Origin of the sequence: Actinoplanes sp. NPDC024001 (genome assembly GCF_040638955.1) — a bacterium.
Classification (GTDB): Bacteria; Actinomycetota; Actinomycetes; order Mycobacteriales; family Micromonosporaceae; genus Actinoplanes.
The window spans coordinates 1-26,533 of sequence record NZ_JBEZZB010000147.1; the positions used below are offsets into that span (position 1 = coordinate 1).

Annotated in this window: 20 protein-coding genes and 2 pseudogenes; 3 read left to right on the forward strand and 19 right to left on the reverse strand. The window is 69.1% G+C overall.

The genetic code is table 11. The features are described from left to right. Positions 1 to 404 (forward strand): LUD domain-containing protein (locus AB0F81_RS39225; protein WP_360206352.1); only part of this gene is annotated, 404 nt, incomplete at its 5' end. Positions 405 to 450: 46 nt separating this feature from the next. Here the strand turns inward: AB0F81_RS39225 and AB0F81_RS39230 are convergent. The 13 genes and pseudogenes from AB0F81_RS39230 to AB0F81_RS39290 all read right to left on the reverse strand — a co-directional run bounded on the left by AB0F81_RS39230 (position 451) and on the right by AB0F81_RS39290 (position 16,752). Beyond that, positions 451 to 2,778, reverse strand: a complete 2,328-nt coding sequence (locus AB0F81_RS39230) for a beta-galactosidase (protein ID WP_360206355.1) — start codon at positions 2,776 to 2,778, stop codon at positions 451 to 453. A 44-nt stretch (positions 2,779 to 2,822) separates the two neighbouring features. Then, on the reverse strand, positions 2,823 to 4,814 hold the full coding sequence (locus AB0F81_RS39235; RefSeq protein ID WP_360206358.1) for a family 20 glycosylhydrolase: 1,992 nt from the start codon (positions 4,812 to 4,814) through the stop codon (positions 2,823 to 2,825). A gap of 31 nt (positions 4,815 to 4,845) precedes the next feature. Then, the gene (locus AB0F81_RS39240) at positions 4,846 to 7,026 is read right to left on the reverse strand and encodes an RICIN domain-containing protein (protein ID WP_360206361.1); all 2,181 of its coding nucleotides are present in this window, start codon (positions 7,024 to 7,026) and stop codon (positions 4,846 to 4,848) included. 205 nt (positions 7,027 to 7,231) lie between these two features. Next, positions 7,232 to 8,074, reverse strand: coding sequence for a class II fructose-bisphosphate aldolase (locus tag AB0F81_RS39245; protein ID WP_360206364.1), 843 nt, complete (start codon positions 8,072 to 8,074; stop codon positions 7,232 to 7,234). A gap of 9 nt (positions 8,075 to 8,083) precedes the next feature. Next, the gene (locus tag AB0F81_RS39250; protein WP_360206367.1) at positions 8,084 to 8,974 is read right to left on the reverse strand and encodes an SIS domain-containing protein; all 891 of its coding nucleotides are present in this window, start codon (positions 8,972 to 8,974) and stop codon (positions 8,084 to 8,086) included. Then, positions 8,911 to 9,951 carry a hexose kinase gene (locus tag AB0F81_RS39255; protein ID WP_360206370.1) on the reverse strand — a complete coding sequence of 347 codons (1,041 nt, stop codon included), beginning with the start codon at positions 9,949 to 9,951 and terminating at the stop codon, positions 8,911 to 8,913. The genes AB0F81_RS39250 and AB0F81_RS39255 overlap by 64 nt, the downstream gene beginning before the upstream one ends. Continuing rightward, positions 9,948 to 10,793: a carbohydrate ABC transporter permease gene (locus AB0F81_RS39260; RefSeq protein ID WP_360206373.1), complete on the reverse strand. Its 846-nt coding sequence runs from the start codon at positions 10,791 to 10,793 to the stop codon at positions 9,948 to 9,950. Before AB0F81_RS39260 ends, AB0F81_RS39255 begins: the two co-directional genes overlap by 4 nt. After that, positions 10,790 to 11,749: a sugar ABC transporter permease gene (locus tag AB0F81_RS39265; RefSeq protein ID WP_360206375.1), complete on the reverse strand. Its 960-nt coding sequence runs from the start codon at positions 11,747 to 11,749 to the stop codon at positions 10,790 to 10,792. Before AB0F81_RS39265 ends, AB0F81_RS39260 begins: the two co-directional genes overlap by 4 nt. Before the next feature lie 77 nt (positions 11,750 to 11,826). Then, complete coding sequence (locus AB0F81_RS39270) at positions 11,827 to 13,077, reverse strand: extracellular solute-binding protein (protein ID WP_360206378.1); 1,251 nt, start codon at positions 13,075 to 13,077, stop codon at positions 11,827 to 11,829. Between the two features lie 302 nt (positions 13,078 to 13,379). Next, a complete protein-coding gene (locus AB0F81_RS39275) occupies positions 13,380 to 14,159 on the reverse strand; it encodes a DeoR/GlpR family DNA-binding transcription regulator (protein ID WP_360206381.1) in 780 nt (259 codons plus the stop codon). 212 nt (positions 14,160 to 14,371) lie between these two features. Beyond that, complete coding sequence (locus tag AB0F81_RS39280; protein ID WP_360206383.1) at positions 14,372 to 15,034, reverse strand: transposase; 663 nt, start codon at positions 15,032 to 15,034, stop codon at positions 14,372 to 14,374. A gap of 11 nt (positions 15,035 to 15,045) precedes the next feature. Beyond that, a pseudogene (locus tag AB0F81_RS39285) lies at positions 15,046 to 15,245 on the reverse strand (ArsR family transcriptional regulator); the annotation flags it as partial. A gap of 109 nt (positions 15,246 to 15,354) precedes the next feature. Continuing rightward, positions 15,355 to 16,752: a DM9 repeat-containing protein gene (locus AB0F81_RS39290; RefSeq protein WP_360206386.1), complete on the reverse strand. Its 1,398-nt coding sequence runs from the start codon at positions 16,750 to 16,752 to the stop codon at positions 15,355 to 15,357. A 413-nt stretch (positions 16,753 to 17,165) separates the two neighbouring features. On the opposite strand from AB0F81_RS39290, the pseudogene AB0F81_RS39295 reads away from it, so the two are divergent. Beyond that, positions 17,166 to 17,404, forward strand: a pseudogene (locus AB0F81_RS39295) (IS701 family transposase); the annotation flags it as partial. Positions 17,405 to 17,827: 423 nt separating this feature from the next. Here the strand turns inward: AB0F81_RS39295 and AB0F81_RS39300 are convergent. The 6 genes from AB0F81_RS39300 to AB0F81_RS39325 all read right to left on the reverse strand — a co-directional run bounded on the left by AB0F81_RS39300 (position 17,828) and on the right by AB0F81_RS39325 (position 24,460). Continuing rightward, positions 17,828 to 19,819 carry a discoidin domain-containing protein gene (locus tag AB0F81_RS39300; RefSeq protein WP_360206389.1) on the reverse strand — a complete coding sequence of 664 codons (1,992 nt, stop codon included), beginning with the start codon at positions 19,817 to 19,819 and terminating at the stop codon, positions 17,828 to 17,830. A gap of 31 nt (positions 19,820 to 19,850) precedes the next feature. Then, the gene (locus AB0F81_RS39305) at positions 19,851 to 20,030 is read right to left on the reverse strand and encodes a hypothetical protein (RefSeq protein WP_360206392.1); all 180 of its coding nucleotides are present in this window, start codon (positions 20,028 to 20,030) and stop codon (positions 19,851 to 19,853) included. A gap of 17 nt (positions 20,031 to 20,047) precedes the next feature. Next, positions 20,048 to 20,914: a carbohydrate ABC transporter permease gene (locus AB0F81_RS39310; RefSeq protein ID WP_360206395.1), complete on the reverse strand. Its 867-nt coding sequence runs from the start codon at positions 20,912 to 20,914 to the stop codon at positions 20,048 to 20,050. A gap of 11 nt (positions 20,915 to 20,925) precedes the next feature. Further along, a complete protein-coding gene (locus tag AB0F81_RS39315; RefSeq protein ID WP_360206398.1) occupies positions 20,926 to 21,897 on the reverse strand; it encodes a sugar ABC transporter permease in 972 nt (323 codons plus the stop codon). A gap of 67 nt (positions 21,898 to 21,964) precedes the next feature. Next, positions 21,965 to 23,284, reverse strand: a complete 1,320-nt coding sequence (locus AB0F81_RS39320; protein WP_360206401.1) for a carbohydrate ABC transporter substrate-binding protein — start codon at positions 23,282 to 23,284, stop codon at positions 21,965 to 21,967. A 162-nt stretch (positions 23,285 to 23,446) separates the two neighbouring features. Continuing rightward, positions 23,447 to 24,460 carry a substrate-binding domain-containing protein gene (locus AB0F81_RS39325; protein WP_360206404.1) on the reverse strand — a complete coding sequence of 338 codons (1,014 nt, stop codon included), beginning with the start codon at positions 24,458 to 24,460 and terminating at the stop codon, positions 23,447 to 23,449. 80 nt (positions 24,461 to 24,540) lie between these two features. Between AB0F81_RS39325 and AB0F81_RS39330 the strand changes: the two genes are divergently transcribed. After that, positions 24,541 to 26,364 (forward strand): glycoside hydrolase family 35 protein, encoded by a 1,824-nt coding sequence (locus AB0F81_RS39330; protein ID WP_360206406.1) that lies wholly within the window; start codon positions 24,541 to 24,543, stop codon positions 26,362 to 26,364. Positions 26,365 to 26,533 lie beyond the last annotated feature (169 nt).

The window sequence follows — 26,533 nt, forward strand, 5'->3', positions numbered from 1 at the left end:
CGGGCGCGGTCGCGGACGCGCTGGCCGGTGCGGACGCCGTCGTCGTGCCCGCCGACGCGCCCACCGGCTGGCTGGAACACTACGCCGGCGCGGTGGTCGACGACGTGCACGCCGCGGACGCGGTGGTGACCGCCTGCGCGGCCGCCATCGCGGAGACCGGCACGGTCGTGCTGGACGCCGGGGCCGGGCAGGGGCCGCGGGCACTCAGCCTGATCCCCGACCGGCACGTCTGCGTGGTGCACACTGCGCAGTTGTACGCCGACGTCCCGGACGCCGTCGCCGTGCTGCGGTCCACCGCGCCGCAGACCTGGATCTCCGGCCCCTCCGCCACCAGCGACATCGAGCTGAACCGGTTGGAGGGCGTGCACGGGCCGCGCCGGCTGCACGTCATCCTGGTGTCCTGAGCGGCCCGGCCACACTGTGGCCGGGCCGCAAGGCTCCCGGGCGGCGTCAGGCCGCCGTGAGCCGCCAGTGCTGGCTGATGTCGCCGTTGTCGGTCTGCTGCACGATCAGTGCGCCGTCGGCGGTGCCGTTGCCGGCCACGCCGAGCACCTTGCCGGTCGAGACGTTCACCAGCTTGACGAACTCACCGGTGACCGTGACGACCCGCCACTGCTGGTTGGCGCCGCCGTTGCTCGCCCACTGGATGATCCGGGCACCATCGGTGGTCACGTTGCCCTCGACGTCGACCAGCAGTCCGGAGCCGACGCTGGTGATCGTGGTGATGCCGCCCGCGGTGCCGGCCATCCGCCACTGCTGGTTCGCCCCGCCGTTGCCGGCCCACTGCACCAGCTGCACCCCGGGCTCACGGGACAGCTCCGGCACGTCCAGCGCCTTGCCGCTGCGCCGGTTCGTCAGGGTGAAGGCGGCCGCCCCGGACTGCCCGCTCAGCGAGTCCTCGAAGGTGATCGGCTGGGCCTGGGTCTGGTGCAGGTCGAAGACGACGATCTCGTTGGCACCCACCTTCAGCCACGGCGCCGGGCAGTAGAGCCGGTGCTGCGGGCCGATCTTCCAGTAGCGGCCCAGGTTGCGGCCGTTGACCCAGACCACACCCTTGGTCCAGCGGGACATGTCCAGGTACGTGTCGCCGGTCTGGGTCAGGTTCACCGTGGCCTTGAAGAAGATGCCCGGCCGCGACGGGTTGCTGAGCACCGGGCGCAGGCCGGCGACGTACGCCTCGTCAACCGGCAGCGAGTAGATCTGCCACCCGGTCAGCGTGGTGCCGCCCAGCGACACCGAGTTCAGGATGCCCTTGCGATCCACCACGTACCGGCCGAAGTTGTTGCGGCCCATCCCCTCCACCAGGATGTCGAGCGTGGGGTTGGCGACCGCGGAGTTCTGCAGCGGCAGCGCCGTGTTGCCCAGCACGATGCCGAGCGGCCCGGTGTAGGTGGACGCGACGTTCTGCCGGGAGATGCCGCCCTGGTACACGCCGTTGAGGAACACCGTGGCGTAGTCGCGGACGGAGTTGACGGCGAGGTTGGCACGGGTGTAGCCGGGCAGGGTGCGCCGGTAGAGGATGAAACCGAAGCTCTGCCCGTACATCTCCATGGGTTGGGGGTTGACCGTCTGGGCGGCCGGCAGCGCCGCCGGCAGGTTGTCCCAGATCGAGGCGAACGGCGCCGGCTGGATCGCCTGGCTGCCGGTGCGCACGATGGTCGGGATCGGCGCCGGCACGGCCGGCGGGGTGGTGCCGAGCGCGGTGGAGATGATCTGACGGTACGTCTGGTACATCCGCCCCGGCCGGCCCTGCTCGTTGATCGGCGCGCCGTAGTCGTAGCTGGTGATGTCGGCCTGGTAACCGCTGCCGTCGTCGTTGGCGTTGGCTCCGGCGAAGTAGCCGAAGTTGGTGCCGCCGTGCAGCATGTAGAAGTTGAACGACAGCCCGCCGGCCATCAGCCCGCGCAGTTCGGTGGAGATGTCGGTGGTCGAGCCGGCGAACGTGCCGTCGCCCCAGTGCGTCAGCCACCCCGGGTACAGCTCGCCGGAGAAGGCCGGCACGCCCGGGAACGACTGCCGGCACGCTGCGATGGCGGCCGCGTCACCGCGGCTGAGCCCGATCGCCCCGCCGGTGACCACCGAGCGGGCGGCCTGCACCTGTGCCAGCGGGTCCTGGGTGTAGAACGGCCCGTTGAGGCCGGCCCGCAGCAGCATCTGCCGCAGTTCCTCGAGGTAGACCGCGTCGTTGCCGAAGAAGCCGTACTCGTTCTCGACCTGGATCATCAGGATCGGCCCGCCGTTGTAGACCATCAGCGAGCGGACCTGCGCGGCGAGGGCGTTGAAGTAGCGACCGACCGCGGCCATGTAGTTCGGGTCGGCGGCGGCGCGCACCCGCAGTTTGATGTCGGGGTGGCGCAGCAGGTAGGCCGGGACGCCGCCGGCGTCCCATTCGGCGCAGACGTACGGGCCGGGCCGCAGCAGCACGTACATGCCCTCTTCCTGGCACAGCCGGATGAAGGCGGCGATGTTGCGGCGATCGGTGCTGAAGTCGAAGACGCCCTCGCGCGGTTCGACGTCGTTCCACATGAGGTAGACGCCGATCGTGTTCAGGCCCATCGCCTTGGCCATCTGGATGCGGTGCCGCCAGTACTGCACCGGGATCCGGGAGGGGTGCATCTCGCCGCTGCGGATCTGGAACGGCCGGCCGTCGAGCAGGAATTTGCTGCCGTCGCTGGAGAATCCGAAGGTCTGCGCGGCGGCCTGGGCGGGACCGCCGGAGGCCATCATCGCGGCGTACGGGCTGAGGGCGGTGACGGTGAGCAATGTGCGTCGGTGCATGTGGTCTCCCTTGCGGTGTCCCGTGGCGAATCGCCTTACTCGCCTCACGGCAGGCGCCAGCGCTGTGCCGCCGATCCGTTGCAGGTCCAGATGGTCAGCCGGGTGGTGTCGACGGTGCCGCCGCCGGGGTTGTCCAGGCACTTGCCGGTGCCCGGATTGCGCACCGAGGCACCGCCGGCGCTGTGCCATCGCCACTGTTGATGCGGTTGGCCGTTGCAGGTCCACAGCACGAGCGGGGTTCCGTCGGCGCTCGCCCCGCCGGTGATGTCGAGGCACTTGCCGAAGGCCCGGATGGTGCCGTCGTCGTGCAGGGTCAGCTGTTGCGGCGCCTGCCCGTGACAGCCGTACAGGATGATCGGTGCCCCGTCGGTGGACCGGCCGCCCTCCACGTCGACGCACTTGCCGGTCGCCGCGGAGCGGATGGGCCCGGCCGGGCCGGCCGTGCCGCCCGCGGTGGGCCAGGCGATCTCCGCCGAGCGGTGGTAGCGGATGCCGAGTTGCTCCCAGCGCGGGCCCTGCGCGGCCAGCCGGGTGCGGAAGGAGGCCCAGTCGTGCGTGGACCGCGGCGACCAGCCGAGCTCGGCGTAGGCCGGGATGCGCGGGAACGTCAGGTAGTCCACGTCCTGCGCGGTGGTCACCGACTCCGTCCACAGCGGCGCCTCGACGCCGCGGATCGCCGCGGCCGGCACGCCGGTCATGTGCGCTGCCGGATCCCAGTCGTAGGCCCGCTGCACACTGATGGTGCCCGCCCAGTCCAGCCCGATCACCGTCGACCCGGAGTACTTCATGTCGGCGTAGGCGCGGTTGGCGGGCGACATGATGATGCCGTGCCCGGCCGCGGCGGCCGCGGTGACCAGGCTGTCGGAGGTGGCCGTGCCCCAGTACTGCAGCATGGCGCCCGGCTGCATCGGCGCCTTGCCGAGGTCGTGCCAGCCGACCGGGACCTTGCCGTACTTCACCACGGTCTGCTGGGCCCAGTCGAGGAAGCTGACGTACTGGTCCTCCGGGGTGCTCCACGCCTCGTCCCCGCCGATGTGCAGGTACGGACCCGGGGTCAGGGCGGCGAGCTGGCTGATGACGGCCTCGGCGAACGGTTTGGTGTCCGGATCGGTCAGGCACAGACTGCTGAACCCCACCCCGGTGCCGGTGTACGGGGGCGGCGCGACGCCGTCACAGTTGAGCGACGGGTACGACGCCAGCGCGGCGTTCATGTGCCCGGGCATGTCGATCTCGGGAACCACGGTGATGTAGCGGGAGCTCGCGTACGCGACGATCTCCCGGTACTGCGCCTGGGTGTAGTACCCGCCCGGCCATCCGCCGGCCGAGGTAGCGGCTCCGGTCGTCACCAGGTTCGGATAGCCGGTGATCTCGATGCGCCAGCCCTGGTCGTCGGTCAGGTGCAGGTGCAGGTGGTTCATCTTGTAGAGCGCCAGGTGGTCGATGTAGCGCTTCACCTCGGCGACGGTGAAGAAGTGCCGGGCGACGTCGAGCATGGCGCCGCGGTAGCCGAACCGCGGCTGGTCGATCATCTGCCCGCCGGGGATCACCCACGGGCCGGTCTGGGTGGAGCGTGCCTCGATCTGCGGCGGCAGGATCTGGCGCAGTGACTGCACCCCGGCGAACAGGCCGGCCGGCTGCTGCGCCCGGATGATCACGCCGGTGGTGGTGACGTCGAGCTGGTAGCCGCCGGCGCCCACTGAGGCCGGGGCGCCACCGAGCACCAGGGCGATGCCGCCGGTCTGGGCGGTGTTCGAGGTGGTGGACAGCGGCAGCGGGAAGCCGGTCGACGGTCGCATGATGCCGGCCAGGTAGGTGCCGACGGCGCCGGCCGCGGCGTTGCCCGCCCAGGTGTAGATACTGGTTGCCGACGTCACGGTGTAGGAGACGTTCGGGTTGGCGGTGACGGTGGCCGGCCTGGGCACCACGTTGGTGAAGACCTGGGTCGGAGCAGCCTGGGCGGGCGCGGGTGCGTGGAGGGCGAGCGCGGCGGCCACGATCGGTACAGCCGCCGCCCGGAGGACGCGAGAAAGGTGCATCTGTCGCCTTTCGTGTGGGACGGCCGACGGGTCAGCTGACCGTCCACCGCTGCAGGACGGCTCCGGTGTCGCGCTGCTGGGTGACCAGGGCACCGTCGGCGGACGATGCGGTGGTGAGCAGCAGACCGCTGCCGGCCGAGGCGACGGTGTAGGTGCCGTCGGCCAGGCGGGTGAAGCGCCATCGCTGGTTCGCTCCCGCGGTGCAGGGCCACTGGATGACGCGGGCTCCGGCGGCGGTGGATCCGTCCGCGACGTCAGCGCACAGGCCGGATTCGAGGTTGGCCAGTGAGTAGGTGCCGTCACTCTGCCGGGTGAGCGTCCAGCGCTGGTTCGGTCCGCCGTTGCCGGCGTACGTGATGAGCTGGGTGCCGGCGGTGGTGCTGTGGCCCGGGTTGTCGAGGGCCTTGCCAGCGGCGGTGAGCGTGCGCGAGCCGCTCAGCGGGTCGCCGGGCGCCGTGCCCACCGCCATGACGCTCAGGGTTTGCTCGCCCGCGCTGCGTCCCGCGCCGACGGCGCTGCCGCTGGTGTCGGTCCACGCGCGCACCGGTGTGGTCTCCGCGAGCCGGCCGGCGGTGGCGGACAGGCCGATGACCAGACCGCTGTAGCGGTTCACCAGCCGGTAGGTGCCGGCCGGGGCGGTGTTGGGAACGATGAACCACTGCCGGCTGACCGGCGGCGCTGCCGCGCCGGGCGCGGCGACGGTGAGCGGGGTGCCCCAGGCCCGCGCGGCCGGTGTGGTGGCGACGCCGAGCAGCTGGCCGGTGGCGGCGTTGGCGATGCGGTAGGACCCGTCGCCGTTCCCGGTGAACACCCAGGCGTCCAGGCCGGTGCCGGTGGCGGCGGGCAGCGAGGTGGTGCCGGTGGTGCCGCCGACCTGCGCCAGCACGCGGCCCTGCTGACCGGCGATCCGGTACGTCCGAGCCGGGTCGAACGGTGCGGCGGCGGGAGCCGAGCTGTCCACGGTCAGGTCGATGTACTCGCCGGACGCGCCGCCGGAACAGCCGAACGAGCAGTACGAGCGGAAGGACTTCCCGACGATCGTCGAGCTGGTCTTGTTGACGCTGTCGAGGAACCAGCGGTACCAGGAGGCGTTGCGGTAGTTCCCGGTGTCGCCGAGCAGCGTCCACCGCTGGGTGTTCAGATCGCTGGTGGCGTAGATCTCCTGGGGTGCGTTACCGGACTGGTCGACGACCTGGGGCGTGCCGAGATACAGGCCCAGGTACGCGCTGTAGGTGATGTTCATGACGAACAGCGGCGAGGTGGGCGGCGTCTTGCCGGCGGCCACCTGCTGATCGGTGGTCCCCGTGTTGGCCGGGTTGTACTCCTTGCCGACCGGCGTGTAGCCGGTCGAGTTGGCCGCGCTGACCGGCACCAGGTTGCTTTCCTTGCCGCCGATGCCGGGCTGCGACCAGGCCCCGTCGTACCACTTGCGCCAGGACCCCGGTGCCATCTTGCCGGAGATGGGTGCGCGGGCCACGTGGGCGTAGAACGCTTTCCAGCCGCCGTTCTTGTCCACGATGCGTGAGCCGTAGAAGGCGTAGAAGTAGCCCGAGGCAGCGTCGACGAACAGGCGCTGATCGCCGTCGCCGTAGTGGTAGGTCTGCTGTGGGAACGCCGTGGTGTCGCCGCGCTTGGTGCTGTACGGCGAGGTCAGCACGTGACTTCTGATGGTCCAGGTCCGGCCCTGATCGGTGGAGACGGCGTAGTCGATGCCGTCGTAGTGCAGGCCGTCACCGAACGGCTGGGGGGTGAACTCGTTGTGGACCAGGCCGTACCAGTGGCCGGTGTCCGGATCGACCCACACCCCGGACAGGACGCAGTAGTTGCGCTGCGCGTACCCCGATCCACTGGGTGCGTAGGTGGACTCGACGCCGGTCGGGCTGTTGTTGCAGAAGGCCGTGGTGTTCCGGTTGGTCGGCACGTCGCTGAGCGCACTGGAGCGGACGGCCGAGTCGAAGTCGGCGCCGGTGTAGAAGCTCCAGGCCCGATCGTCGGCGGCGCCGTAGAGCGAGTGGGACTGCTGGTAGTAGAACGTGCCGTCCTTGTCGATGTACGGCGTGGCGGGTGTGTCGTCCGGGCGCGTCCAGGAGCCTTTCGCGCCGACGACGACGGTGTAGGACGGTGCGGCGGCTGCGGGCGCCGGTGCGTGCAGCGCGCCGGATGAGATGAGGGCGGTCAGTGCGGTTGTCAGCAGTCTTCGTCCAGCTTTCATGGCGGCTGCCTTCCGTGTGAACGATCCCGGGGACCCCCGTTGCGGCATCGGTAACATGAATGCCATGAACACTATGGAGTTTGACCTATATAAATGTCAATGAACTGCTGAAATGCTCGTTCGAGGACTTATGTTACGCCTAACATTCCGATGTCGGCCCGGTGCCCGAGGTGGGCGCCGGACCGGCAAGAAGAACGGAGGACGGCTACTTCGCCGAGGGCCACAGCTCGAGCAGACCGGTGACCACCTCGGTCATCGCGTCACGGCCGGCGGCGAGATAGCGGCGCGGGTCGCGCGACAGCGGCACCGTCTCCCGGACCGCATCGGTGAACGCGACGTTGAGAGCCGTACCGATGTTGATCTTCACGATGCCGCGGCCGGTGGCGGCGCGGATCTGCTCCAGGGGCACACCGGAGGAGCCGTGCAGGACCAGGGGCACCGGCACGGCGTCGCGGATCGCGGTCACCAGATCGAGATCCAGTGACGCCGTCCGTTCCGCCATGGCGTGCGAGCTGCCCACGGCGACCGCGAGCGCGTCGACGCCGGTCTCGGCCACGTACTGAGCCGCCTCGCCGGGATCGGTGCGCACTCCGGCGCCGTGGGCGCTGGCCGGCGCGTCCGGTTTGCCGCCGACGTAGCCGAGTTCGGCCTCCACCCACAACCCCTGCTGGTGAGCCCACTCGGCGGCTTGCCGGGTGGTGGCCACGTTGTCGGCGTACGGCAACGCGGACGCGTCGACCATCACCGAGCTGAAGCCGGTGGACGGGGCCTGCCGCAGCAGCGCCATGTCGTCGACGTGATCCAGGTGCAGGGCGAGCCGGGCCCGCGCCTGGTGCGCGATGTCGGCAGTCGCCGCGGCGATGGCCGACACACCGCCGTGGTAGCGCGCCGCGTTCTGACTGATCTGCAAGATCGCCGGCCGGCCGGCACGCTCCGCCGCCGCCGCGATTGCCTGGGCGTGCTCGATGGTGATCACGTTGAGCGCTAGCACACCGGTACCGGCCGCGCTCGCCGCCGACACCAGCTCCGCGGTGGTCACGAGGGTCATCGAGGCTCCTCAGGCGGACGCGGCGGGCAGGACGACGGCGCGGGAGAGCAGCCGGGGACGGTCCGGGTCCAGCCCGCGGCGCTCCGCGAGGGCGACGGCGAGCCGCTGGGCGGTGGTGAGGTCGGCCATGGCGTCGACGTCGTTGTCCACCACCAGGGCGCCGGTGGCCTCGAGGTCCGCGCGCAGCCCCGGCACCGTCGGGCCGAAGATCCACACGACGGAGCGGTGGTCCACCACGCTGATCGGGCCGTGCCGGAACTCCATCGCCGGGTACGACTCGGTCCAGGCCTGTGCCGCCTCCCGCAGTTTCAGCGCCGCCTCGTGTGCCACGCCCACGGTCCAGCCGGTGCCCAGGAAGGTGAACTGCTCGCGGCCGGCCAGCGCGGGATTGAGGGGGGCGTCCAGCAGGATCTGCGCCTCGACGCTCACCGGAGTCAGGTTCTCGCCGAGGCCCGCGCGCCAGGCCGCCAGCGCGGTGGTGGCGAACCGGGTCTGCACCACGGACTGCTCGTCAGCGAAGTCGAGGATCACGCAGTCGGTGGCGAGCTGGGCCGCCGGCTGGTCGGCGCTGGTGGTGATCACCGTGGACCGGGTGCCGGCCGGGCGGCGCCCGAGCAGGTCGAGGATCTCCGTCGTGGTGCCGGAGCGGGTGATCGCGATGACCCGGTCGTAGTCGCGGTGCCCGGGGAACTCGGAGGCCGCGAAGGCGTCGGTCTCACCCTGACCGGCCGATTCGCGCAGCACCGCGAAGCTCCGGGCCATGAAGTACGAAGTTCCGCAGCCGACGACGGCCACCCGCTCGCCTGGCCGGGGCAGCGCCGCTGGTGACCGGGCGATCAGTTCCGCGGCGCGGCGCCAGGTCGTGGGCTGAGACGCCAGTTCGGTGGCGATGTGAGACACGTTTCCTGCTTTCCTTCGGCGTGGTGCGATTTCAGTGTTTCGACCGTGATCGCCGGCATCAGCCGGTCGGCCACGGCGTCGTCGTAGGCGCCCGCCCACGGGCAGGCAACGGCGGCCGCCGAGACGGCCGCGCCCAGGGCCAGCACCTGCGGCACCGGCGCCCGGCCGGCCAGGCCGTAGGCGAGCGCGGCGGCCAGGGCGTCCCCGGCACCGGTCGGGTTGCCGGCCACGTGTTCGCCGGCGCGGACGTGGTGGGCACCGGTGCTGCTCACGGACACGAAACCGTCCGCGCCGAGGGAGACCACACCGGCGCGCGCGCCCAGCCGGACGAGCAGGTGCGCGGCCGCCAGGGCGTCGTCGCAGGTGGTGACCGGCCGGCCGAGCAGATCGGCGACCTCGTGCGCGTTCGGTTTCGCGACCGCCGGCGCCGCAGTCAGGGCGTGCCGCAGGGCGGAACCCTCGGTGTCCACGATCACCTCGGCTCCGGCTGAGCGGGCGACGGTGGTCAGCACGGCGTACGCCGTCTCGGGAACTCCCGGCGGCCGGCTGCCGGACAGCACCACCACCCGCGCCCGCCGGACGTGCCGTGCGAAGGCCTCCTGGAACGTCGCCCACTCTGCCGCGGTGACCACCGGCCCGGGTTCGTTGAGGACCGTCGCCACGTCCCCGGCGGCGACCGTCACCGTCCGGCGGGTCTCGGCGGCGAGCCCGGTGAAGTGAGCCGGAATGTCCGCGGCGCTGAGTTCGGCCTCGATGTGCCTGCCAGCGGCACCGCCGGCCAGTCCCAGCACCAGGGTGGGTGCGCCCAACTGACGCAGGACCCGGGCGACGTTCACCCCTTTGCCCCCGGCGCGGGTCACCACCTCCGTCACCCGGTGCGAAGTGCCAGGCACCAGCGCCGGCACGGTGTAGGTGAGGTCCAGGGCAGGGTTGAGCGACACCGCGACGATCAGGCCGCCGTCGGCTTCCGTGCTCACTTGACCGCCCCGGCGGTCAGGCCTCCGACGACCTTGCGTTCGATCAGCGCGAACAGGATGATCACCGGCACCGTGGCCACCACGGAGGCGGCGAACAGATGACCCCAATCGATCTGGTAGCCGCCGAGGAAGCTGTCGAGCACCACGGTCAGCGGTTGCTTCTCCGGGTCCGAGGTGAGGATCAGCGCCACGACGAACTCGTTCCAGGCCGCGATGAAGGTGAAGATGAGCGCGGTGACGATGCCGGGCCAGGCGAGCGGGAGCGTGACGCGCATCAGCGCGCCCAGCTTGCCGGCGCCGTCCACCGTGGCGGCCTCCTCCAGCTCGACCGGGATGGAGGAGATGTAGGCGTTGAGGATCCAGGTCGCGAAGGCGAGGTTGAAGCCGGCGTTCACCAGGACCAGGCCCAGGACCGAGTTGGTGAGGCCGAGCGCCACGAACTCGCGGTAGATGCCGACCAGCATCGCGGTGGGCTGAAACATCTGGGTGACCAGAACGAGCAGGAGGAACACGGTACGGCCGCGGAACCGGTGACGTGCGGTGTAGTACGCCGCGGGCAGAGCCACCAGCATCACCAGGACGGTCGCACCGGCCGCGACCTGCAGGCTCACCCACAGGTTCGTGCCCAGGCCGCTGGACCAGAGCGTGACGAAGTTGGACCACTCGAAGCGGGACGGGAGATAGTTCGGGTCCTTCAGCTCGTCGCTGGGACGCGCCGCGGCGACCACCATCTGTAGGTACGGCAGGAGGAAGATCGCGGCGACGGCGTACGCCGCGACGGCCAGAATGATCTTACGGCCGGGGAGCCGGCGCGCCGGCCGGGTCACCATGACAACGGTCATGACTGCACCTGCGATTTCCCGTGGCTCGCCCGCAGGAACAGGCCGACGAGCACGATGACGATGCCGAAGTTCACGACCGACATGGCGGCGGACTCGGCGATCGAGGACGACTTCAGCTGGTACATGAAGACCGTTGTGGTGGCGGTCTGGTCACCCGGTCCCCCGGCGGTCATCGCCCAGATGATGGGGAAGCTGTTGAAGACGTTCATGATGTTGATCAGGACCGCTACCAGCAGCGCCGGTCGCAGTAGAGGCAGGGTGATCGAGCGGTAGGTGCGCCACGTCCGCGCGCCGTCCAGGTAGGCCGCCTCGTAGACGTCGCCCGGGATGCTCTGCAGGCCGGCGAGGATCGTGTAGGTGGTGAACGGAATGGAGACGAACACCGCCACCCCGACCATCCACCACAGCGCCACGGAAGGCCGGCCGAGCCAGTCGGCCTGCGCGGTGCCGAGTTCGGGCAGCAGGCCGATGTCGTTCAGGAAGACGTTGATCACGCCGGAGCGGGCGTCGAGCATCCAGCGGAACACGACGGCGGTCATGAACACCGACGCCGCCCAGGGTGCGATGAGAGCCCAGCGGGCGATCCGGCGGCCGGGGAAGTTCTGGTGGAACAGCTGGGCGAGGGCGAGCGAGCAGATCATGGTGAGGGTCACCACGGCTACCACCCACACGACGGTCCGCCAGACGATCGCACCGAAAGCCGGTTCGCGCAGCAGCGCCTCGAAGTTGTCGGTGCCGACCCAGCCGTGGTCGAAGCCGATCGCGTCGATGTGGTGGAAAGCGGTGCGGAACATGAGCACCACGGGGAGGAGGACCACACCGGCGATCAGCAAGACCGCCGGCCCGATCCAGAGCAGGGGTGTCAGCGTGGGGCGCTGGCGGCGGGTGCCGCCGGGCGCGCCGGTTGGCGACGTGCGGATCACGGCTGGGGGCGGCTGCGTCTCAGTTTCTGGCATCGGGGTCCTATCCGGGCTGGGGCGTGACACGCGCGCTTTCCGGCACGCGCGTCACCGCGGTTTCCGCAGGCGGCGGGTCAGCGGCCCGCGGTTGCCTTGGCCTGCAGATCGCCCAGGACACGAGCCGGGTCGTCGGTCACGGCGAGGCCGATGTTCTTCTTGACGGCGGGCAGCACGGCCGCCGTCCACTTCTCGTCGCTGGGGAACTGCACGGTCTGCGGCAGCAACTCGGCGAAGGTGCCCAGGACCGGGTCGCCCTTGAGGCTGTCGAGGGCAGACTGGGTGCCCGGCAGCAGGGCGTACTGCTTGGCGAAGGCCAGCTGGTGCTCGTCGGTGAGCGCGAAGTCCAGGAACTTCTTGATCGCCGCAGCCTTGTCGGCGTCGTCGGTCTTGAAGGCTTGGATGGCGTCCGCCACGCCGAGGGTCTGATCGACGGGTCCGGTGCGGCCGGGCACCGGCGCGGTCGCGTAGTCGGTCTCGGCGAGTTTGCCGGCCGAGGCGATGGTGGCGGTCAGGAACGGCCCGTTGAACTCCATCCCGACCTTGCCCGCGGCGAAGTCGGCGGCCGCGTTGGCGGTGCGGTCGTAGGTGGCTGGGTTGGGCTGGGTGAGGCCGGAGTTGACGAGGTTCTTGAGGAACGTGAAGGTCTCGACGTTCTGCGGGCTGTTGATGGCGTAGCTGTCGCCGTTCTTCCAGCCGCCGCCGTTGCCGAGCATCCAGAGGGTGGACTCGGCTTGCGCCTCCTCGGGGCCCAGCGGCAACGCGTACCCGATGTAGCCCTTGGCCTTGAGCGCCTTGGCGGCGGTCTCCAGCTCGGCCCACGTGGTCGGCGGCTTGGCGATGCCGGCCTCGGCGAAGGCCTTCTTGTTGTAGTACATGGCCCGGGCGGAGGTGACGAAGGGCGCGGCGTACTGGACGCCGTCGACGCTGAAGGCCTCTTTGAAGGTCGAGGTGCCGATGTCGGGTTTAGACAGAATCTCGGACAGCGGGGCGACCAGGCCGTTGGTCGCGTACTGCGGGTAGAACACGCCTTGCAGGACGTCCGGGTAGTCCTTGTTCTGCAGCTGCGTCTTGACCTTGGTGTCGTAGTCGGTCCAGTTGATGGTCGTGACCTCGACGGTGATCGAGGGGTTCTGCTTGTGGAACTCGTCGGCGATCTGCTGCCAGTACTTCTGCGTGGTGTCGGCCGGCCCGGTGCCGTAGTCGGCACCGACGAGCTTGAGGGTGATCGTGCCGTCAGACGTCGAGTCGTCGGAGGAGCCACAGGCGGCCATCGTGAGGACCGCCGCGGTCGCGGCGACGAGGGCCGCGGCCAAACGTCGAGTCATAACTGCCTCTTTCAGTCAAGGGTGCGTGAAATTTTTTGTCTCCAGGAAGGGTGATTCAATCAAGATGTTGCAGACGATAGGAGCAGCCTGATGCTCCGTCAAGTAAGATCTCGATTGGTAGCGCAGTGAAAATTGCAGAATCTTGCACAGGAGCCGGGCGCGGCGCAGCCGCGGTCCCGGCCTCGCTGCTCGAACAGAGCGTTCAGCGACGCACCGGTGGGCCGCCTCCCGCATGCTTGCTACCGGATGGCGAGCGGGTCACCGCCGCCGAGGCCCGCCGGACCGGATCAGACCGGACCGGATCAGACCTGTACGACGTTCACACCAGCCTGCTCGATGAGCGAAATCTGATCCTGATCCGCCGCCTTGTCGGTGATCAAGGTATCGACGTTGCCCAACGGACAGATCCGGTTGAAACTCCGCCGACCGATCTTCGAGGAGTCGGCCACCACGATCGTGCGGGCCGCGCTGGTCACCATGACCTGATTGATGGCCGCCTCACCGTCATGGTGTGCGCTGGCGCCGTGTTGGTGATCGATCGCATCCACACCCAGCACGACCAGATCCAGGGCCACCGACGCCAGCATCGTCTCGGCGATCCGGCCCACCAACTCGTACGACTGCGGACGGGCCGTACCGCCGGTCAGCACCACCCGGATGTGCGGGCGCACGATCAGCTCATTGCCGATGTTGAGCGCATTGGTCACCACCGTGACCGCCGGTACCTGCCCCTCCCCGTCGGTACGCAGCGCAAGCGCCCGGGCCACTTCGGTCGTCGTCGTACCGCCGTTGAGCCCCACGGTCGCACCGGCCGGGATCAGCGCCGCGGCGGCCTCGGCGATACGGTGCTTCTCCGGCGCTTGCCGAACCGCCTTGTAGCGCAACGGAAGGTCGTAGGAGACGCTGCTGGCGAGGACGCCGCCACGGGTACGGGTGACCAGCTGCTGACTCGCCAGCTCGTCGAAGTCGCGGCGGACGGTCGCCGTGCTAACCCCCAGTTCCCGGGCACTGGACTCGATGTCGAGCCGACCCGCGGCCGACACCATCTCCAGCAGCCGGTGCCACCGCTCTTGCTGATTCACGTCCCACTCCGGTTCTCGGACTACTGATGCCGTCATCCTTGCATCCCGGATGCAACGTTCATGCACACCGCAGGTGCCCGCCCGGGCGTAGCTTCGCGCTGCCACGTGTCGCGTCGCTGTTCGGAGGTCCGTACCAAGATCGGCTCCGGCGCTCTCTCGGCGGCGGCGCTGGTGCTCTCGACAGGGGTCGGCCGTGGAGCTGGTGCCAGCGTTCACGGGTGGTCTGAGCCCGTGGGCCGTCTTGCATGCGGCTGGCCTTGGCCCCGCGCTGGTGGATGGTTTGTGATGGCCATGAAGCTCCAGACGAAACCGGCAGCGGCCAACCGGTCGTTCTTGATCCGCCGATGGGTGATCGAGATGCTGCGGCCCGATGCCCTCGTGACAGGTGCCGAACCGGCGTAGGCCTTCAACGCACGCGCGTCGCTGAATCGGGCTCGGTCGTCACCGATCTCTGCCAGCACCCGGGCGGCACCCGTCTCGCTGAGCCCCGGGAAGCTGACAAGGATCTCGTAGTCGGGGTGCTGGTGGAGTGCCGCCGTGACTGCCTCGGCGAGCCGGTCGACGTTGTCGCATGCGGTGTTCAAGGTGGCGAGCAGCGCCACGGCTTGAACGCCCATGGCCTGCTCGACCAGCGGCGGCTGTCGGAGCTGGGACCGTCGGAGCGCTTGCTTCAGGTCGGCGGCGGCCGTGTCGATACCGCGTTGTCGGCCGGCTCGGCGCAGCGCGGCCGCAATCCGGGCTTTCGTCAACCGGGCGCCGGCGGATGGCGTCGACGCGATCGCCAACACTGCTCGGGCGGATCGCGTCGCCAGGTTGGTGGTGCTGCCTGCGAACGCTTCGAGAAACGACGGGTGATACTCCCGGTTAAAACTCAAGCTAGAACCCGGCCGACCCAGTCGTGGATCGGCCGCAGCCCGCGAGCGTCCAACCTGTTGAGGAGCTGCTTGCCCGCTTCACGGACCCGCACAGCCCCACATCCCGCAGCAGCCGCAGATGTTCGGACGCCCCTGGCTGGCACATTCCCAGCTACCGGGCCGGATCGGTCACCGGCTACTCAGCCGCCCGCAGCAGTGCCAGGATGTCCAGGCGCTGCGGTTTGGCGGGCCATGACGGTTGTGCACCGTCATGGCCAGACGGCGGCTGTCCCGGGCCAGAACACCGTCAAAGCCAGCCTGCGGGCCAAGCAGAGTCACCTCTACGCCGGCCGGCCGCGGTAGCCGATGGGGCCCTCCCCTGCCCGCTGGTAGGTGCCCAGGAATCCGCCGTCGCCGAAGGCGACCGTGGCGTTGTCGCCACGGGCGTTGCGCCAGCTCAACCTGGTGATCGGGCGGCCGAGCATCCCAACAGAGAGGAGCAGGTCACCGCACCGGTGCCAGCCACCGCTCCAGCCCTCCTCCGCGGAGAACCGCCGGGCTTCCTTGACCGCGGGGCGGCGCTCGATCAGCCGGCCGCGGAACTCCCTCGGCCCCTCCCCCGGCTGGCGGCTCCAGCCGTAGAAGGCGGCCTGCTGCTGCTCGAACGTGATCGCATACTCGGTGCCGGACGTATCCGCCCAGGACACCTGGTCGAGGACGGCCTGCTCGCCGCGGTCGATGAAGATGGTGGCCTCGCCGAAGTCGGTCGCGTAGCGCAGCACGGGCTCGGCGATCGCCTGCCGTTCGAGGGTCAGGTTCGCCTGATCGTGTGCGTGCATCGGGTCGATCGTCACCCGGTACAACCACAGCATGCTCCGGGCGTCGTCACCGCTCTCGATCCGTAACGTGTTCCGGCCGGCGACCAGGTCCTCGGCCGGAACCGCGAAGACCAGTCGCTGCGGGAGGCCACCACCGTTCGGGATCCGCAGCCGGTCGGCCAGCAGTCTGCCGTTGAGGCGAACGGTGAGCGGGGCGTATCCGGGCTCGCGGAACAGCATCGACGCGAGCGCCCGCAGGGCGACGCAGGCCTCCCGGACGATCGCCGGATCAGGTACGTCGAACTCCAGCTCGACCGACCCGCCGGCGCCGATGGCCAGATGGTCGCCCGCAGCGGAGGACCGTTCAACGCCGATGATCGTGAGGTTCCCGGTACGTGGCGGCTCGGTGCCGAAGTCGGCGTAGGTCGGTTCCATCTGGACCCCGGCACGGCGCACCGCCTCCGGCGCAGGAGACGCCGGGTGCAGCAGTACCTCGTACGAATGAACGGTGTGCTCGCCGTTGCCGTATCCGATGCTGGCGGCGCCGAAGGCCGGACGCACCTTGCCGATGTGCAGCGTGCCGGGCGCGATTGCCGCACGGGCGACGTAGAGCGGCTCGCCGCCGCGTTCACGGCCCGCCGCGAACGCGTCCGCGGGCACCGCGCCGCCGGACGCGATGCCCCAGGCACCGCGATCCATCAGTACCTCGTACTCGTCGACGCTGACCTCCTTACCACCCCAGGTGACCTGGGCCGCGCCGAAGGCCGGCCGGACCTTGCCCGGGTGCACGCCGCCGTACATCCGGACGCGGCACACCCACAGCGGCTCGCCGTCCGCCTCGTAGCCGTGCGGCACCGCGCCAGGTGGGATCCGGCCGCCGCGGGCGGTCTCCCACCGATATCCATCAGCAGACAAATGCATTCCGTGGAGGATAGATCAACAAGCTTGGACCCCCGCCATGTAGGAACTCGGAAACGCCCGGCCGCATAACTACGACGCGTTCCCGGAACGGTGCCCGACCCGCGATCTGCTGAGCAGGCTCACCGACAAGTGGGTCGCACTGGTGCTCCCAGAGCCCTCGCGACGGTCCGCAGCGGCACAGCGAACTCGCCAACCGTATCGCCGGCGTCAGCCAGAAGATGCTCACCTAGTTGTGATGTCCGGGGACGTTGGTCGAGCAAGTGTGACCACTCGATCTGACGATCGGCAACGGATCTTGTGAACAGATGAAGGCCTCCGGCTGTGCAGTGGAGCTGCTTAAAGGCGAGCGCCTCTATGACTGGGCTGCGGCGACCTTGCCCGACACCGGCACCGCCGACCACGGCTACCAGCGCTGGCTGCTCGTGCGCCGCAGCATCACCAACCCGTTGAGCGTGCCTATTACTTGTGTTACGGGTCCGACAACACTGCCGACGAGCAGCTCATCAAGATCGCGGGTAGTCGCTGGGCCATCGAGGAATGCTTCCAGACGGCGAAGGGCCAGGTCGGCCTCGACGAGTACCAGGTCCGCCGTTACAACGCCTGGTACCGGCACATCACCCTGGCAATGCTCGCCCACGCGCTCCTCGCCGTCACCGCCACCACAGCGGGAAAGGCGACCGCCCGGAGACGGGCTCATCGCCCTCGCCCTCAACGAGACCCGACGTCTGCTGGCACACCTGATCAATGTCCGCCGCACCCACGACTTCATCGATCGATGGTCACGATGGCGCCGCCGGCACCAGCACAGAGCCAGAACAAGCCACTACCAGCGAAGACTCTGCCTCAAGGAACTGCTGCTGTCGTACCAGACCCTGCGCACGCTGGAGCGCGACGGCCTGGTCACTCGCACGGTCACGGTCACGGCCTCGGTATCGCTCCGCGTCGACTACGAACTCATCCCGTCTGCCATGAACTGTTTCCGGTCATGGTCGCGATCAAGAACTGGGCGGAGACGCACATGGGGCGATGGGGTGCCACGCGAGCGCGAGCACCCCATGCTTGCCGTCCCGCGCCGTCAGCTCAGGGCGTAGATCTCCGCGGCCGAGGTCCACGGGTTGCCGTTGACTTCGCTGAGTGCACGCAGCCGCAGGTACTGCCCGGTTCTCGCGGTGAACCGGACCTCCTTCTGACCGGCGTCGTTGGTGAACGTGCCGGTGGCCACGGCCGTGCCCCAGTTGACCCCGTCGGTGCTGACGTACACCTCGTACCGGCCAATGCGCCCGTTGACCGCACCGGCGCCGCCGTCCTGGCGGGGCAGGTAGCGCAGGCCCGAAACGGAGTAGCTCGACCCGAGGTTGATCTGAATCTCGTGCGGCACTGGGTCGGAGCCGCCGGTGTACTTGGTGTGCCAGATCGTGCCGAGGTTGCCGTCGAAGACGTTGGCGGCGGACCCGTTCTCGGCGGCCGTCTCCTGACTGTCCACGTAGCGCACGGACCAGCGGTCACGCGGGATGAGTCCGGCGCCGGGCGTGCAGGTGGTGGTCAACTGGTGGGCGCCCCGGTCGGGACGGCATCCCGCGGTGACCGTACCCCCGAAGTAGTCCCGGGTGCCCGGCGCGGGAATGACCTGACCGCTCGCCAGCGCCGGGGAGCCGGCCCGCAGCCGGTAGCCGCCGGCATCGCTGATCGAGGTGGCGGTGCCGGGCGAGACCAGCAGCGGGTCGGCCGTGATCTTCGCCGGATCGGCGGGCTCGCCGGCGGGATGCTGGCCGTAGAAGACGTTCGCCTGGTACAACAGCGACCCGGCGTTGCTGTAGCCGGCCTGAGTGCTGGTCACATAGAAGATGTTGTTGTAGAACTCGGCGTTCGCGCCGGCCGATCCGTTCGTGTTGTTGATGATCTGGGCGGGCTGGCCGACGTAGAAGACGTTGTTGTAGATCTTGGTGTTCGTGATCTTGCCGCAGATCAGGTCGAAGATCTGGCCGCGGTCGTTCTGGCTGATGTTGTAGCGCACGATGTTGTCCTTGGTGGTCGACCCCCCACCGTTGCAGAGCAGGAGGAACCCGCCCTCGTTGTCGTGGCTGTAGTTGTACTGGTAGATGGTGCGGATGTTGCCCTCGTCCAGGTCGAAACCCTGTCCGTCGCAGGTGCTACGGCCACCGCTGACCTCGTTGAACTGGAACAGGGTGTCGTTGACGTTCCAGCCCCAGATGCCGGCGGCACAGTTGGTGTCCCGCATCCGGAAATCGTCCACCCGGTTGTGCTCCACCAGGGAGCCCTGGGTGTGGTGCACGACGATTGCGTCGCCCCCGATGTCGGTTACCGTGTTGCCGCGCACCACGACCCGCGTCTGCGGATGCCAGGTGCCACAGGTGGTGCCGCAGTTCGGGTTGGCCAGTTCCGGCCGGGTCATCCAGCGGGTCCAGAAGTGGATGCCGTACCGGTCCACAGCCCGGACGGTGTTGTTGTTGATCAGCACGTCGTCGAACTTTGTCGCGACACTGTTGCCGAGCACCTCGAAGAAGATGCCGGCGCTGGCGTTGTCGTCCTTCTTGTTCTGCACGCCGTTGACGTCATGGATGTCGATCCCGGTTACCCGGTAGTACGTGCCGGTGCCGGAATTCTCGCGGATGATGTGCACCGCGCGCCGGGCCGCCACCGTCGCACCTTTGTTGGAGACCTCCAGGTTGCGGATCTCCCAGTACTGCTGGTTGTAGAGCTTGACCACGTCGTCGACGGCGCCGTTGCCGGCCAGGAGCGGCTTGGCGCCGGAGCCGTAGGCGTCGATGATGTTGGGAGCGCCAGCGCTGCCGGAGCCCTTCGGCCACAGCTGCTGACCGGCGCAGGTCGTGCCCCTGCGGATCAGGATCTGGTCGCCGGCGGTGAAGGTGCGGGAGTTGACCGGGGCGAAACTGTTCCAGGGGCTGGCCTGGGTTCCGTTGCCCGCCGCGGTGGCCGAGCAGTCGACGTAGTAGTTGGTTGCGGCAGCCGCGGCGGGAGGCGCGGCGACCAGGATCGCGCCGGCCGTGACGGCCAGTGCCACCAATGAGGACCGGAACAGGCGCATAGAGCGTCCTATCTGTGGGGGATGGTTACCTTCACCGGTATTTCCGGTTGTACTCGGCGAGCAGGCCCAGCAGGACGACGAGCGCCACGAGCATCACCGCGAGATTGCCCCAGCCCACCGAGGGCCGGGCGAGGAGGACCGTGACCACGCAGCTGATCGCGATCACGATGCGTGCGACGACGATCGCGACGCCATGCCTTGATTCCTTCATGAGAGTTCCCTCCGGGCTCAGCCCTTGACGCCGCCGGCGGCCATGCCTTCGATCAGGCGGCGCTGGATCAGTGCGTAGACGAGCAGCACCGGCACGATGACGATGACCATGCCGGCGTAGAGCCGGCCGTAGTCGGCGGCCGCCTTCTGCGCGGTCATCAGGTTGAGCAGGCCCACCTGCAGGGTCTTGCCTTCGCCGGGCAGCAGCGTCAACGCGATGATGTAGTCGTTCCAGTAGGCCAGGAAGTTGAACAGGATCACCGTGGTGACCGCCGGGCGGGCCATCGGCAGCATCACCCGCGTCATGATCCGGAATCGGGACGCGCCGTCCAGCACCGCCGCCTCTTCGTAGTCGCCGGGGATCGTGCGGAAGTAGGCGGCGAGCAGGTAGATGGTGAACGGGATCGAGGTGGCCGCGTAGATCAGCGCCAGCATCGCCGGATTGTCCAGGAAGAACCCGCCCGGGAAGACGTCGACCAGCGCCCGGTCCCAGCCGACCAGCATCAGGAAGATCGGCACCACGATGTAGTTGACATTGATGAACAGGCCGGCCAGCAGCGCCAGCTCGACGAGGCCCTTGCCACGGAATTCGTAGCGGGCCACGACGTACGCCGCCGGCACCGCGACCGCCAGCACGACCAGCAGGCCGAGCAGCGTGACGAGCACGGAGGTGGCGAAATAGCGGCCCATGCCGGCGGTGACGAAAGCATCCGCGAAGTTCTGCAGGTGCAGACCCTCCGGCAGCGTCCACGGGCTGCCGAAGAACTCGCTCCTGCGTTTGACCGAGGCCACCAGCACCCAGCCGACCGGGATCACGATGCCGACGGCGATCCCGAGAAGCAGCAGGGACGTGAGCGCCCCGCCGGACTTGTTGGTCGTGGACATGGAACCGTCCTCTAGTACTGGAGGGGCGGACGCCGGGTCGCGCGGCTCACCAGCAGCGACACGAAGAAGGAGAATGCGAAGACGACCACACCGATGGCCATGCCGTAGCCGTACGACGAGTTCGTGTACGCCTGCTGGTACATGTAGTTGAGCAGCACGTCGGAGGCGCCGTCCGGGCCGCCGCCGGTCATCGCACGGACGAGCACGAAACTGAGGTTGATCGCGCTGAGGATGAAGAAGGTCAGCGTGGTGCGCAGCGTCTCCCAGATCAGCGGCAGGGTGACGGCGAAGAACTGCCGGCCGGCCGAGGCGCCGTCGAGCGCGGAGGCTTCGTACAGCTCCTCCGGGATGCTCGCCATGCTCGCCATGTAGATGACCATGTAGTAGCCGAGCGACTGCCAGAGCATTGCGAAGGCGACCGAGTAGAGCACCAGCTTCTGGTCACCCAGCCACACCTGCTGCAGACCGTCCAGCGACAGCGCCCGCAGCGTGCCGTTGATCAGGCCGTTCTCCTGGTCGTAGACGGCGGAGAAGATGGCCGCGATGACCACGACGGACAGCACGTTCGGGATGTAGAGCAGGAACCGGTAGAGGTTGCGGCCGGGCAGTTTCTGCCGGGTCATGAGAGCCGCGAGCCCGAGTCCCAGGCCCATCGTCACTACGGTCACCACGACCAGCAGCGCCACGGTGTTCTGGAAGGCGCGCAGGAACTGCTCGTCGTCGAGGAGCTTGGCGAAGTTGTCCAGGCCCACGAAACGCATCTGCGGGGAGAAGCCGCTCCACGTGTAGAGCGACATCCGGAACACGTTCAGCGTCGGCCAGATCATGAACAGCAGGAACAGCGCCAGTGCCGGGAGCAGGCAGGCTGCGACGAATCGGCGGTCGCCTCGGCGGCGCGCGGAGGTGGCGCGGCGCGGCGTCTTCGCGGTGGTGGTGGCCGCGCGTTCGGTGCGGCCCGGGGGTTCAGTGATGGTCGTCGTCACCGTGACAGGTCCTTGCTCTCGCCGGAAAGGGCCGGCGGCAGCCCGGGCGCCGGGCTGCCGCCGGGCATCAGTTGCCCGCCTGCCGCAGCTTCTCGCTGGCCTCGTGCAGCGCGGTCTGCCACTGGTCGACGGTCTTGTCGCCGCTGATGATGCTGTTCGCCGTGTCGAACAGGGTGGTCTTGATGCTCACACCCTCGACCGGCGCGGTGCTGGCGAATCCACCGACCAGCGCGGTGATGGCTGGGTCCTCGTAGAGCTGGTAGAAGTCGGCGATCTCCCCGGTCACGCTGGAGGCGATGCCCTTGATCGGCTGGATCGCGTTGGACTTGGCGAAGATTTTGGCGGCCTCGTCGGAATACAGATAGGCCACGAAGTCCTTGGCCCCGTCCTTGTTCTCCGCGCCGGTGGGGACCCAGACCGACTCGATGATGGTGGTCAGGTGGCGCTTGCCACCGGCGGTGGCCGCCGGCAGCGGCGTCATCCCCCACTCGAAGCCCTTGGCGCGCGGCGCGTCCTTCATCTCACCGACGACCCAGGTGCCGTTCGGCATGAACAGCGCCTTGTCGTTCAGGATCGACTGCTGGTTCTTGGTGAAATCCTGCTCATTGGCGTAGCCGACGGTGGTCTTGGCCGCGTAGCCCAGCAGCTTGGTGGTGAGCTCCAGGACCTGGCGCGCCTGCGGCGTCTGCCAGACCCCCTCCTTGTAGGTCATCACGTCGTTGAACAACTGGTTGCCGCCGACATTGGCGAGCAGGGCATAGAAGTACGAGTCGAGGTAACCCGCGGTCGGGTAGGTGAACAGCGCGATGCCCTCGGCCTTCGCCGTCTCGCCGAGCTTGAGCATCTCATCCCAGGTGGCCGGGACCTGCCAGCCCTTCTGCGCGAACAGGCCCTTGTTGTAGACCAGACCGGTCGGCGCGTAGAACATCGGCATCAGGTAGGTCTTGTCGTCGCCGTACGGGTTGGTGCCCAGCCCGATGATCCCTTCGGCGAGCTTGGACCGCACCGTGGCCTGCTCCCCCGGCACGGTCATGTCCAGCACGCCGGTGAGATCCTCGAGAGCCTTGTCCTTGACCAGGGTCTCGGACAATGCTGCCTTACGGCCCGGCGGCAGGACCACGACGTCCGGGAACTTGCCGGCCTTCATGTTCGGGCTGATCTCGTCCTCGAGCGTCTTCGAGATCTGCACCTGCACGTCGAGATCGGGGTTCTTCGCCTTGTACGCGGCGATGAGCTCGGTGTACATGTCGCGGCCGTAGCCGCCTTCGAAGGCTGCGATCTTGAGCGTCTTCTTGTCGCCGGCGTCGTCCTGATCGCTGGAACAGCCGACGAGCAGGCTCAGCGCGACCGCCGCGACGGCGGCGAGCGTGGTGGGTTTTCTCAACATATGTCCTCCGTGGGCGAGCGCGCACAACGCTGCAGGCGTGAATGCCGTGCTACGCGAAATCGCCGGCTCCAGGTCCTCGATTCAGCCAGGCGTTGTTACTGTGGCACCGATAACATGAGTAGTCAAGATCGATGCATCAACAGCGAGGTGACCCGTTCGGCGCTACTGCGGCGCCGCGGTGGAGGACCGGATCGTCAAGCTCGCCGGCGCCAGCGCCGGCTCGGCGTCGTGCTCGGAGCCCAGCAGCACCGCCACCGCAGTCGCCCCGGAGCGGTAGAAGTCCTGCCGGACGGTGGTGAGCGGCGGGTGGCAGAACGCGGCCAGCTCGATGTCGTCCACGCTCACGATCGACACGTCTTCGGGTACCGATCTGCCCCGCTCGCGCAGCGCCTTGATCACCCCGAACGCCATCTCGTCGCTGGCCACGAAGACGGCCGTGACCTCGGGAATCATGGCGAGGATGCGACCCTGCCGATAGCCCGACTCCGGCGACCAGTCACCCTGCAGCGGCGGCGGCACGTCGATGCCGGCCGCCGCCAGGCACTCCTGCCAGCCCTGCCGGCGCTGGCGCGCCTCGATCCACTCGTCCGGCCCGGCCACGTGCCACACCTGGCGGTGGCCCAGGTCCAGCAGGTGCTGCGTGGCGATCCGCCCGGCCTCCTGCTGGTCGATGCCGAGCACGGCGGCACCGGCGGTGCGCGAGCCGTCCACCGTGACGGTGGGGATGTCGCGGGTGATGTCCTCCATCCGCTGGGTCACGGAGATCAGCGGGACCGCGATGACGATGCCGTCGACACCCTGGTCGGAGAGCTTGAGCAGGGCTTTCTCCATCAGCGCGGTGTCCAGCTCGGCGATGGTCGCGATGCTCACCGAGTAGCCGGCCTGGCCGGCGGCCGCCTCCACCCCGGCCGTGACCGCTGACCGCGAGTAGTAGCCACCGGCCTGCAGCAGGACCAGTCCGAGCGTGTAGCTGCGGCCGGACGCCAGCACCTTCGGGGCACTGTTGTAGCGATATCCCAGCTGTTCGACGGCATCGATCACGCGCCGGCGGGTTTCCGCGTTCACATGGGGCGATCCGCGAAGAGCACGCGAGACGGTCTGCGCGGACACACCCGCAGCGTGTGCCACGTCAGCCATGCTCGGTTGCCTGTTACGCGTGGTGGTCGCCTCAGTCATGCACGCAGCCCTTCCTCGTTCCGATGGAGGCGATCATATCGCCATTGTTGGTCATGGCATCGATAACATAAGCTCCGGTCATGATCGAGACGACTCGGCCGAGGCCCGCCGCACGGCCGTCGCCCCCGTCCTGCCCGGCGCTGGGCTGGCGCGACCAGCAGCTCTACCGGTACGGTGCCGCGCACCGCATCCTCGCCGGGTCGTTACACTACTTCCGGGTTCACCCCGACCTCTGGCGCGACCGGATCCGCCGGCTGGCCGACCTCGGCCTCAACACCGTCGACACCTACGTGGCCTGGAACTTCCACCAGCCGCGCGCCGACCGGGCACCGCGCTTCGACGGATGGCGCGACCTCGAGGCGTTCATCGAGCTGGCCGGCGCCGAGGGACTCGACGTCATCGTGCGGCCCGGGCCGTACATCTGCGCGGAGTGGTCCAACGGTGGCCTGCCGGCCTGGCTCACCGCCCGCAAGGTCGCCCTGCGCAGCTCGGACCCGGCCTTCACCGCGCCCGTCGAGCGCTGGTTCGACGAGCTCGTCCCCCGCCTCGCGCGATGGCAGGCCGCCGCCGGCGGGCCGATCGTGGCGGTCCAGGTGGAGAACGAATACGGCAGCTACGGCGACGACCATGCCTATCTGCGATGGAACCGCTCCGCGCTGATCGAACGCGGCATCACCGAGCTGCTGTTCACCGCGGACGGGCCGACCGAGCTGATGCTCGACGGCGGGACCCTCCCGGGCACGCTGGCCGCCGTCACGCTCGGGTCGAAGCCCCAGGCCGCCCGCGAGCTGCTGGCCCGGCGGCGACCGGGCGAACCGTTCGTGGTCGCCGAGTACTGGAGCGGCTGGTTCGACCACTGGGGCGAGAAACACCACGTCCGCGATGCGGACAACGCGGCAGACACCCTCCAGGCGATCGTCGCCGACGGCGGCAGCGTGAGCATCTACATGGCGCACGGCGGCACCAATTTCGGGCTCTGGGCCGGCGCCAACGCCGACCAGGGCCGGCTGCAGCCCACCGTCACCAGTTACGACTCCAACGCGCCGATCGCCGAGGACGGCTCGCTCACCGCCAAGTTCCACGCGATGCGTGCGGCGCTCGGCGTCACCGGGCCGCTGCGGGTGAGCGAGCGGCAGCCGACCCTGCCGCCGGCCGAGGTGGCCCTGACGCACTGCGCTGACCTGATCGCCGGGCTCAGCGCCGCGGCCGGGCCCGGCCCGGCCGGCCCGCAGCCGGCCACCTTCGAACAGCTGGGCCTGGACGCCGGGATGGTGCTGCTCACCGCACGCCCGAAGATCCCCGAGGGCGACCACCTGATCGTGCTGACCGACGTCCGGGACCGCGCGATCGTGTACGCCGACGGGGTACCGATCGGCGTCACCGGCGCCGGCAACCACGAGCTACCGATCCGCGGCGCCGGCGCGGTCGTCCGCCTGGAGATCCTCGTCGAGAACCTGGGCCGCATCAACTACGGCCCGCTGGTCGGACAGCACAAGGGCCTGCTCGGTCCGGTCCTGGTCGACCGGCGGATCGTGCACGGCTGGACCAGCACACCGATCCCGCTGGCCGAGTGGACCCCGCAACACCTGGGCCTGGCCACCGGCGCCGGACCAGCCCGCACCGGCGCGGGCTTCGCCGTCGCGACGGTGCACGTCGACGAGCCCGCCGACACCTTCCTCACGCTGCCCGGTTCGGTGCACGGCCTGGTCTGGGTCAACGGGTTCCTGCTCGGCCGTTACTGGGACATCGGGCCGCAGGTGACGCTCTACTGCCCGGCGCCGCTGCTGCACACCGGCGAGAACACCGTCGTGGTGCTGGAGACCGACCAGCTCGGCGCGGTCCTGCAGTTGCGGGACCGCCCCGAGCTGGGGCCGGCCGAGGAGTACGTGGAGGAGTTCGACTGAACCGCGGACGCCGCCACACGTCCAGGTCACCGTCCTGTGGCCGGGCCGATCAGGACGTAGGCGGCGACCGCCACCGCGCCGGTCAGCACCAGCACGCCACCGGTGGCCAGCAGCGCAGCGCCGTCCGGCTGCCCCATGCCGTCCCGAGGTGGAGATCACCGAGTTCGCC

Excerpts from the sequence above, each read along its gene's own strand:
- AB0F81_RS39230 (WP_360206355.1), bottom strand. The coding sequence starts at position 2,778 with ATGCACCGACGCACATTGCTCACCGTCACCGCCCTCAGCCCGTACGCC.
- AB0F81_RS39235 (WP_360206358.1), bottom strand. The coding sequence starts at position 4,814 with ATGCACCTTTCTCGCGTCCTCCGGGCGGCGGCTGTACCGATCGTGGCC.
- AB0F81_RS39240 (WP_360206361.1), bottom strand. The coding sequence starts at position 7,026 with ATGAAAGCTGGACGAAGACTGCTGACAACCGCACTGACCGCCCTCATC.
- AB0F81_RS39245 (WP_360206364.1), bottom strand. The coding sequence starts at position 8,074 with ATGACCCTCGTGACCACCGCGGAGCTGGTGTCGGCGGCGAGCGCGGCC.
- AB0F81_RS39260 (WP_360206373.1), bottom strand. The coding sequence starts at position 10,793 with ATGACCGTTGTCATGGTGACCCGGCCGGCGCGCCGGCTCCCCGGCCGT.
- AB0F81_RS39265 (WP_360206375.1), bottom strand. The coding sequence starts at position 11,749 with ATGCCAGAAACTGAGACGCAGCCGCCCCCAGCCGTGATCCGCACGTCG.
- AB0F81_RS39270 (WP_360206378.1), bottom strand. The coding sequence starts at position 13,077 with ATGACTCGACGTTTGGCCGCGGCCCTCGTCGCCGCGACCGCGGCGGTC.
- AB0F81_RS39290 (WP_360206386.1), bottom strand. The coding sequence starts at position 16,752 with ATGCATTTGTCTGCTGATGGATATCGGTGGGAGACCGCCCGCGGCGGC.
- AB0F81_RS39300 (WP_360206389.1), bottom strand. The coding sequence starts at position 19,819 with ATGCGCCTGTTCCGGTCCTCATTGGTGGCACTGGCCGTCACGGCCGGC.
- AB0F81_RS39305 (WP_360206392.1), bottom strand. The coding sequence starts at position 20,030 with ATGAAGGAATCAAGGCATGGCGTCGCGATCGTCGTCGCACGCATCGTG.
- AB0F81_RS39310 (WP_360206395.1), bottom strand. The coding sequence starts at position 20,914 with ATGTCCACGACCAACAAGTCCGGCGGGGCGCTCACGTCCCTGCTGCTT.
- AB0F81_RS39320 (WP_360206401.1), bottom strand. The coding sequence starts at position 23,284 with ATGTTGAGAAAACCCACCACGCTCGCCGCCGTCGCGGCGGTCGCGCTG.
- AB0F81_RS39325 (WP_360206404.1), bottom strand. The coding sequence starts at position 24,460 with ATGACTGAGGCGACCACCACGCGTAACAGGCAACCGAGCATGGCTGAC.
- AB0F81_RS39330 (WP_360206406.1), top strand. The coding sequence starts at position 24,541 with ATGATCGAGACGACTCGGCCGAGGCCCGCCGCACGGCCGTCGCCCCCG.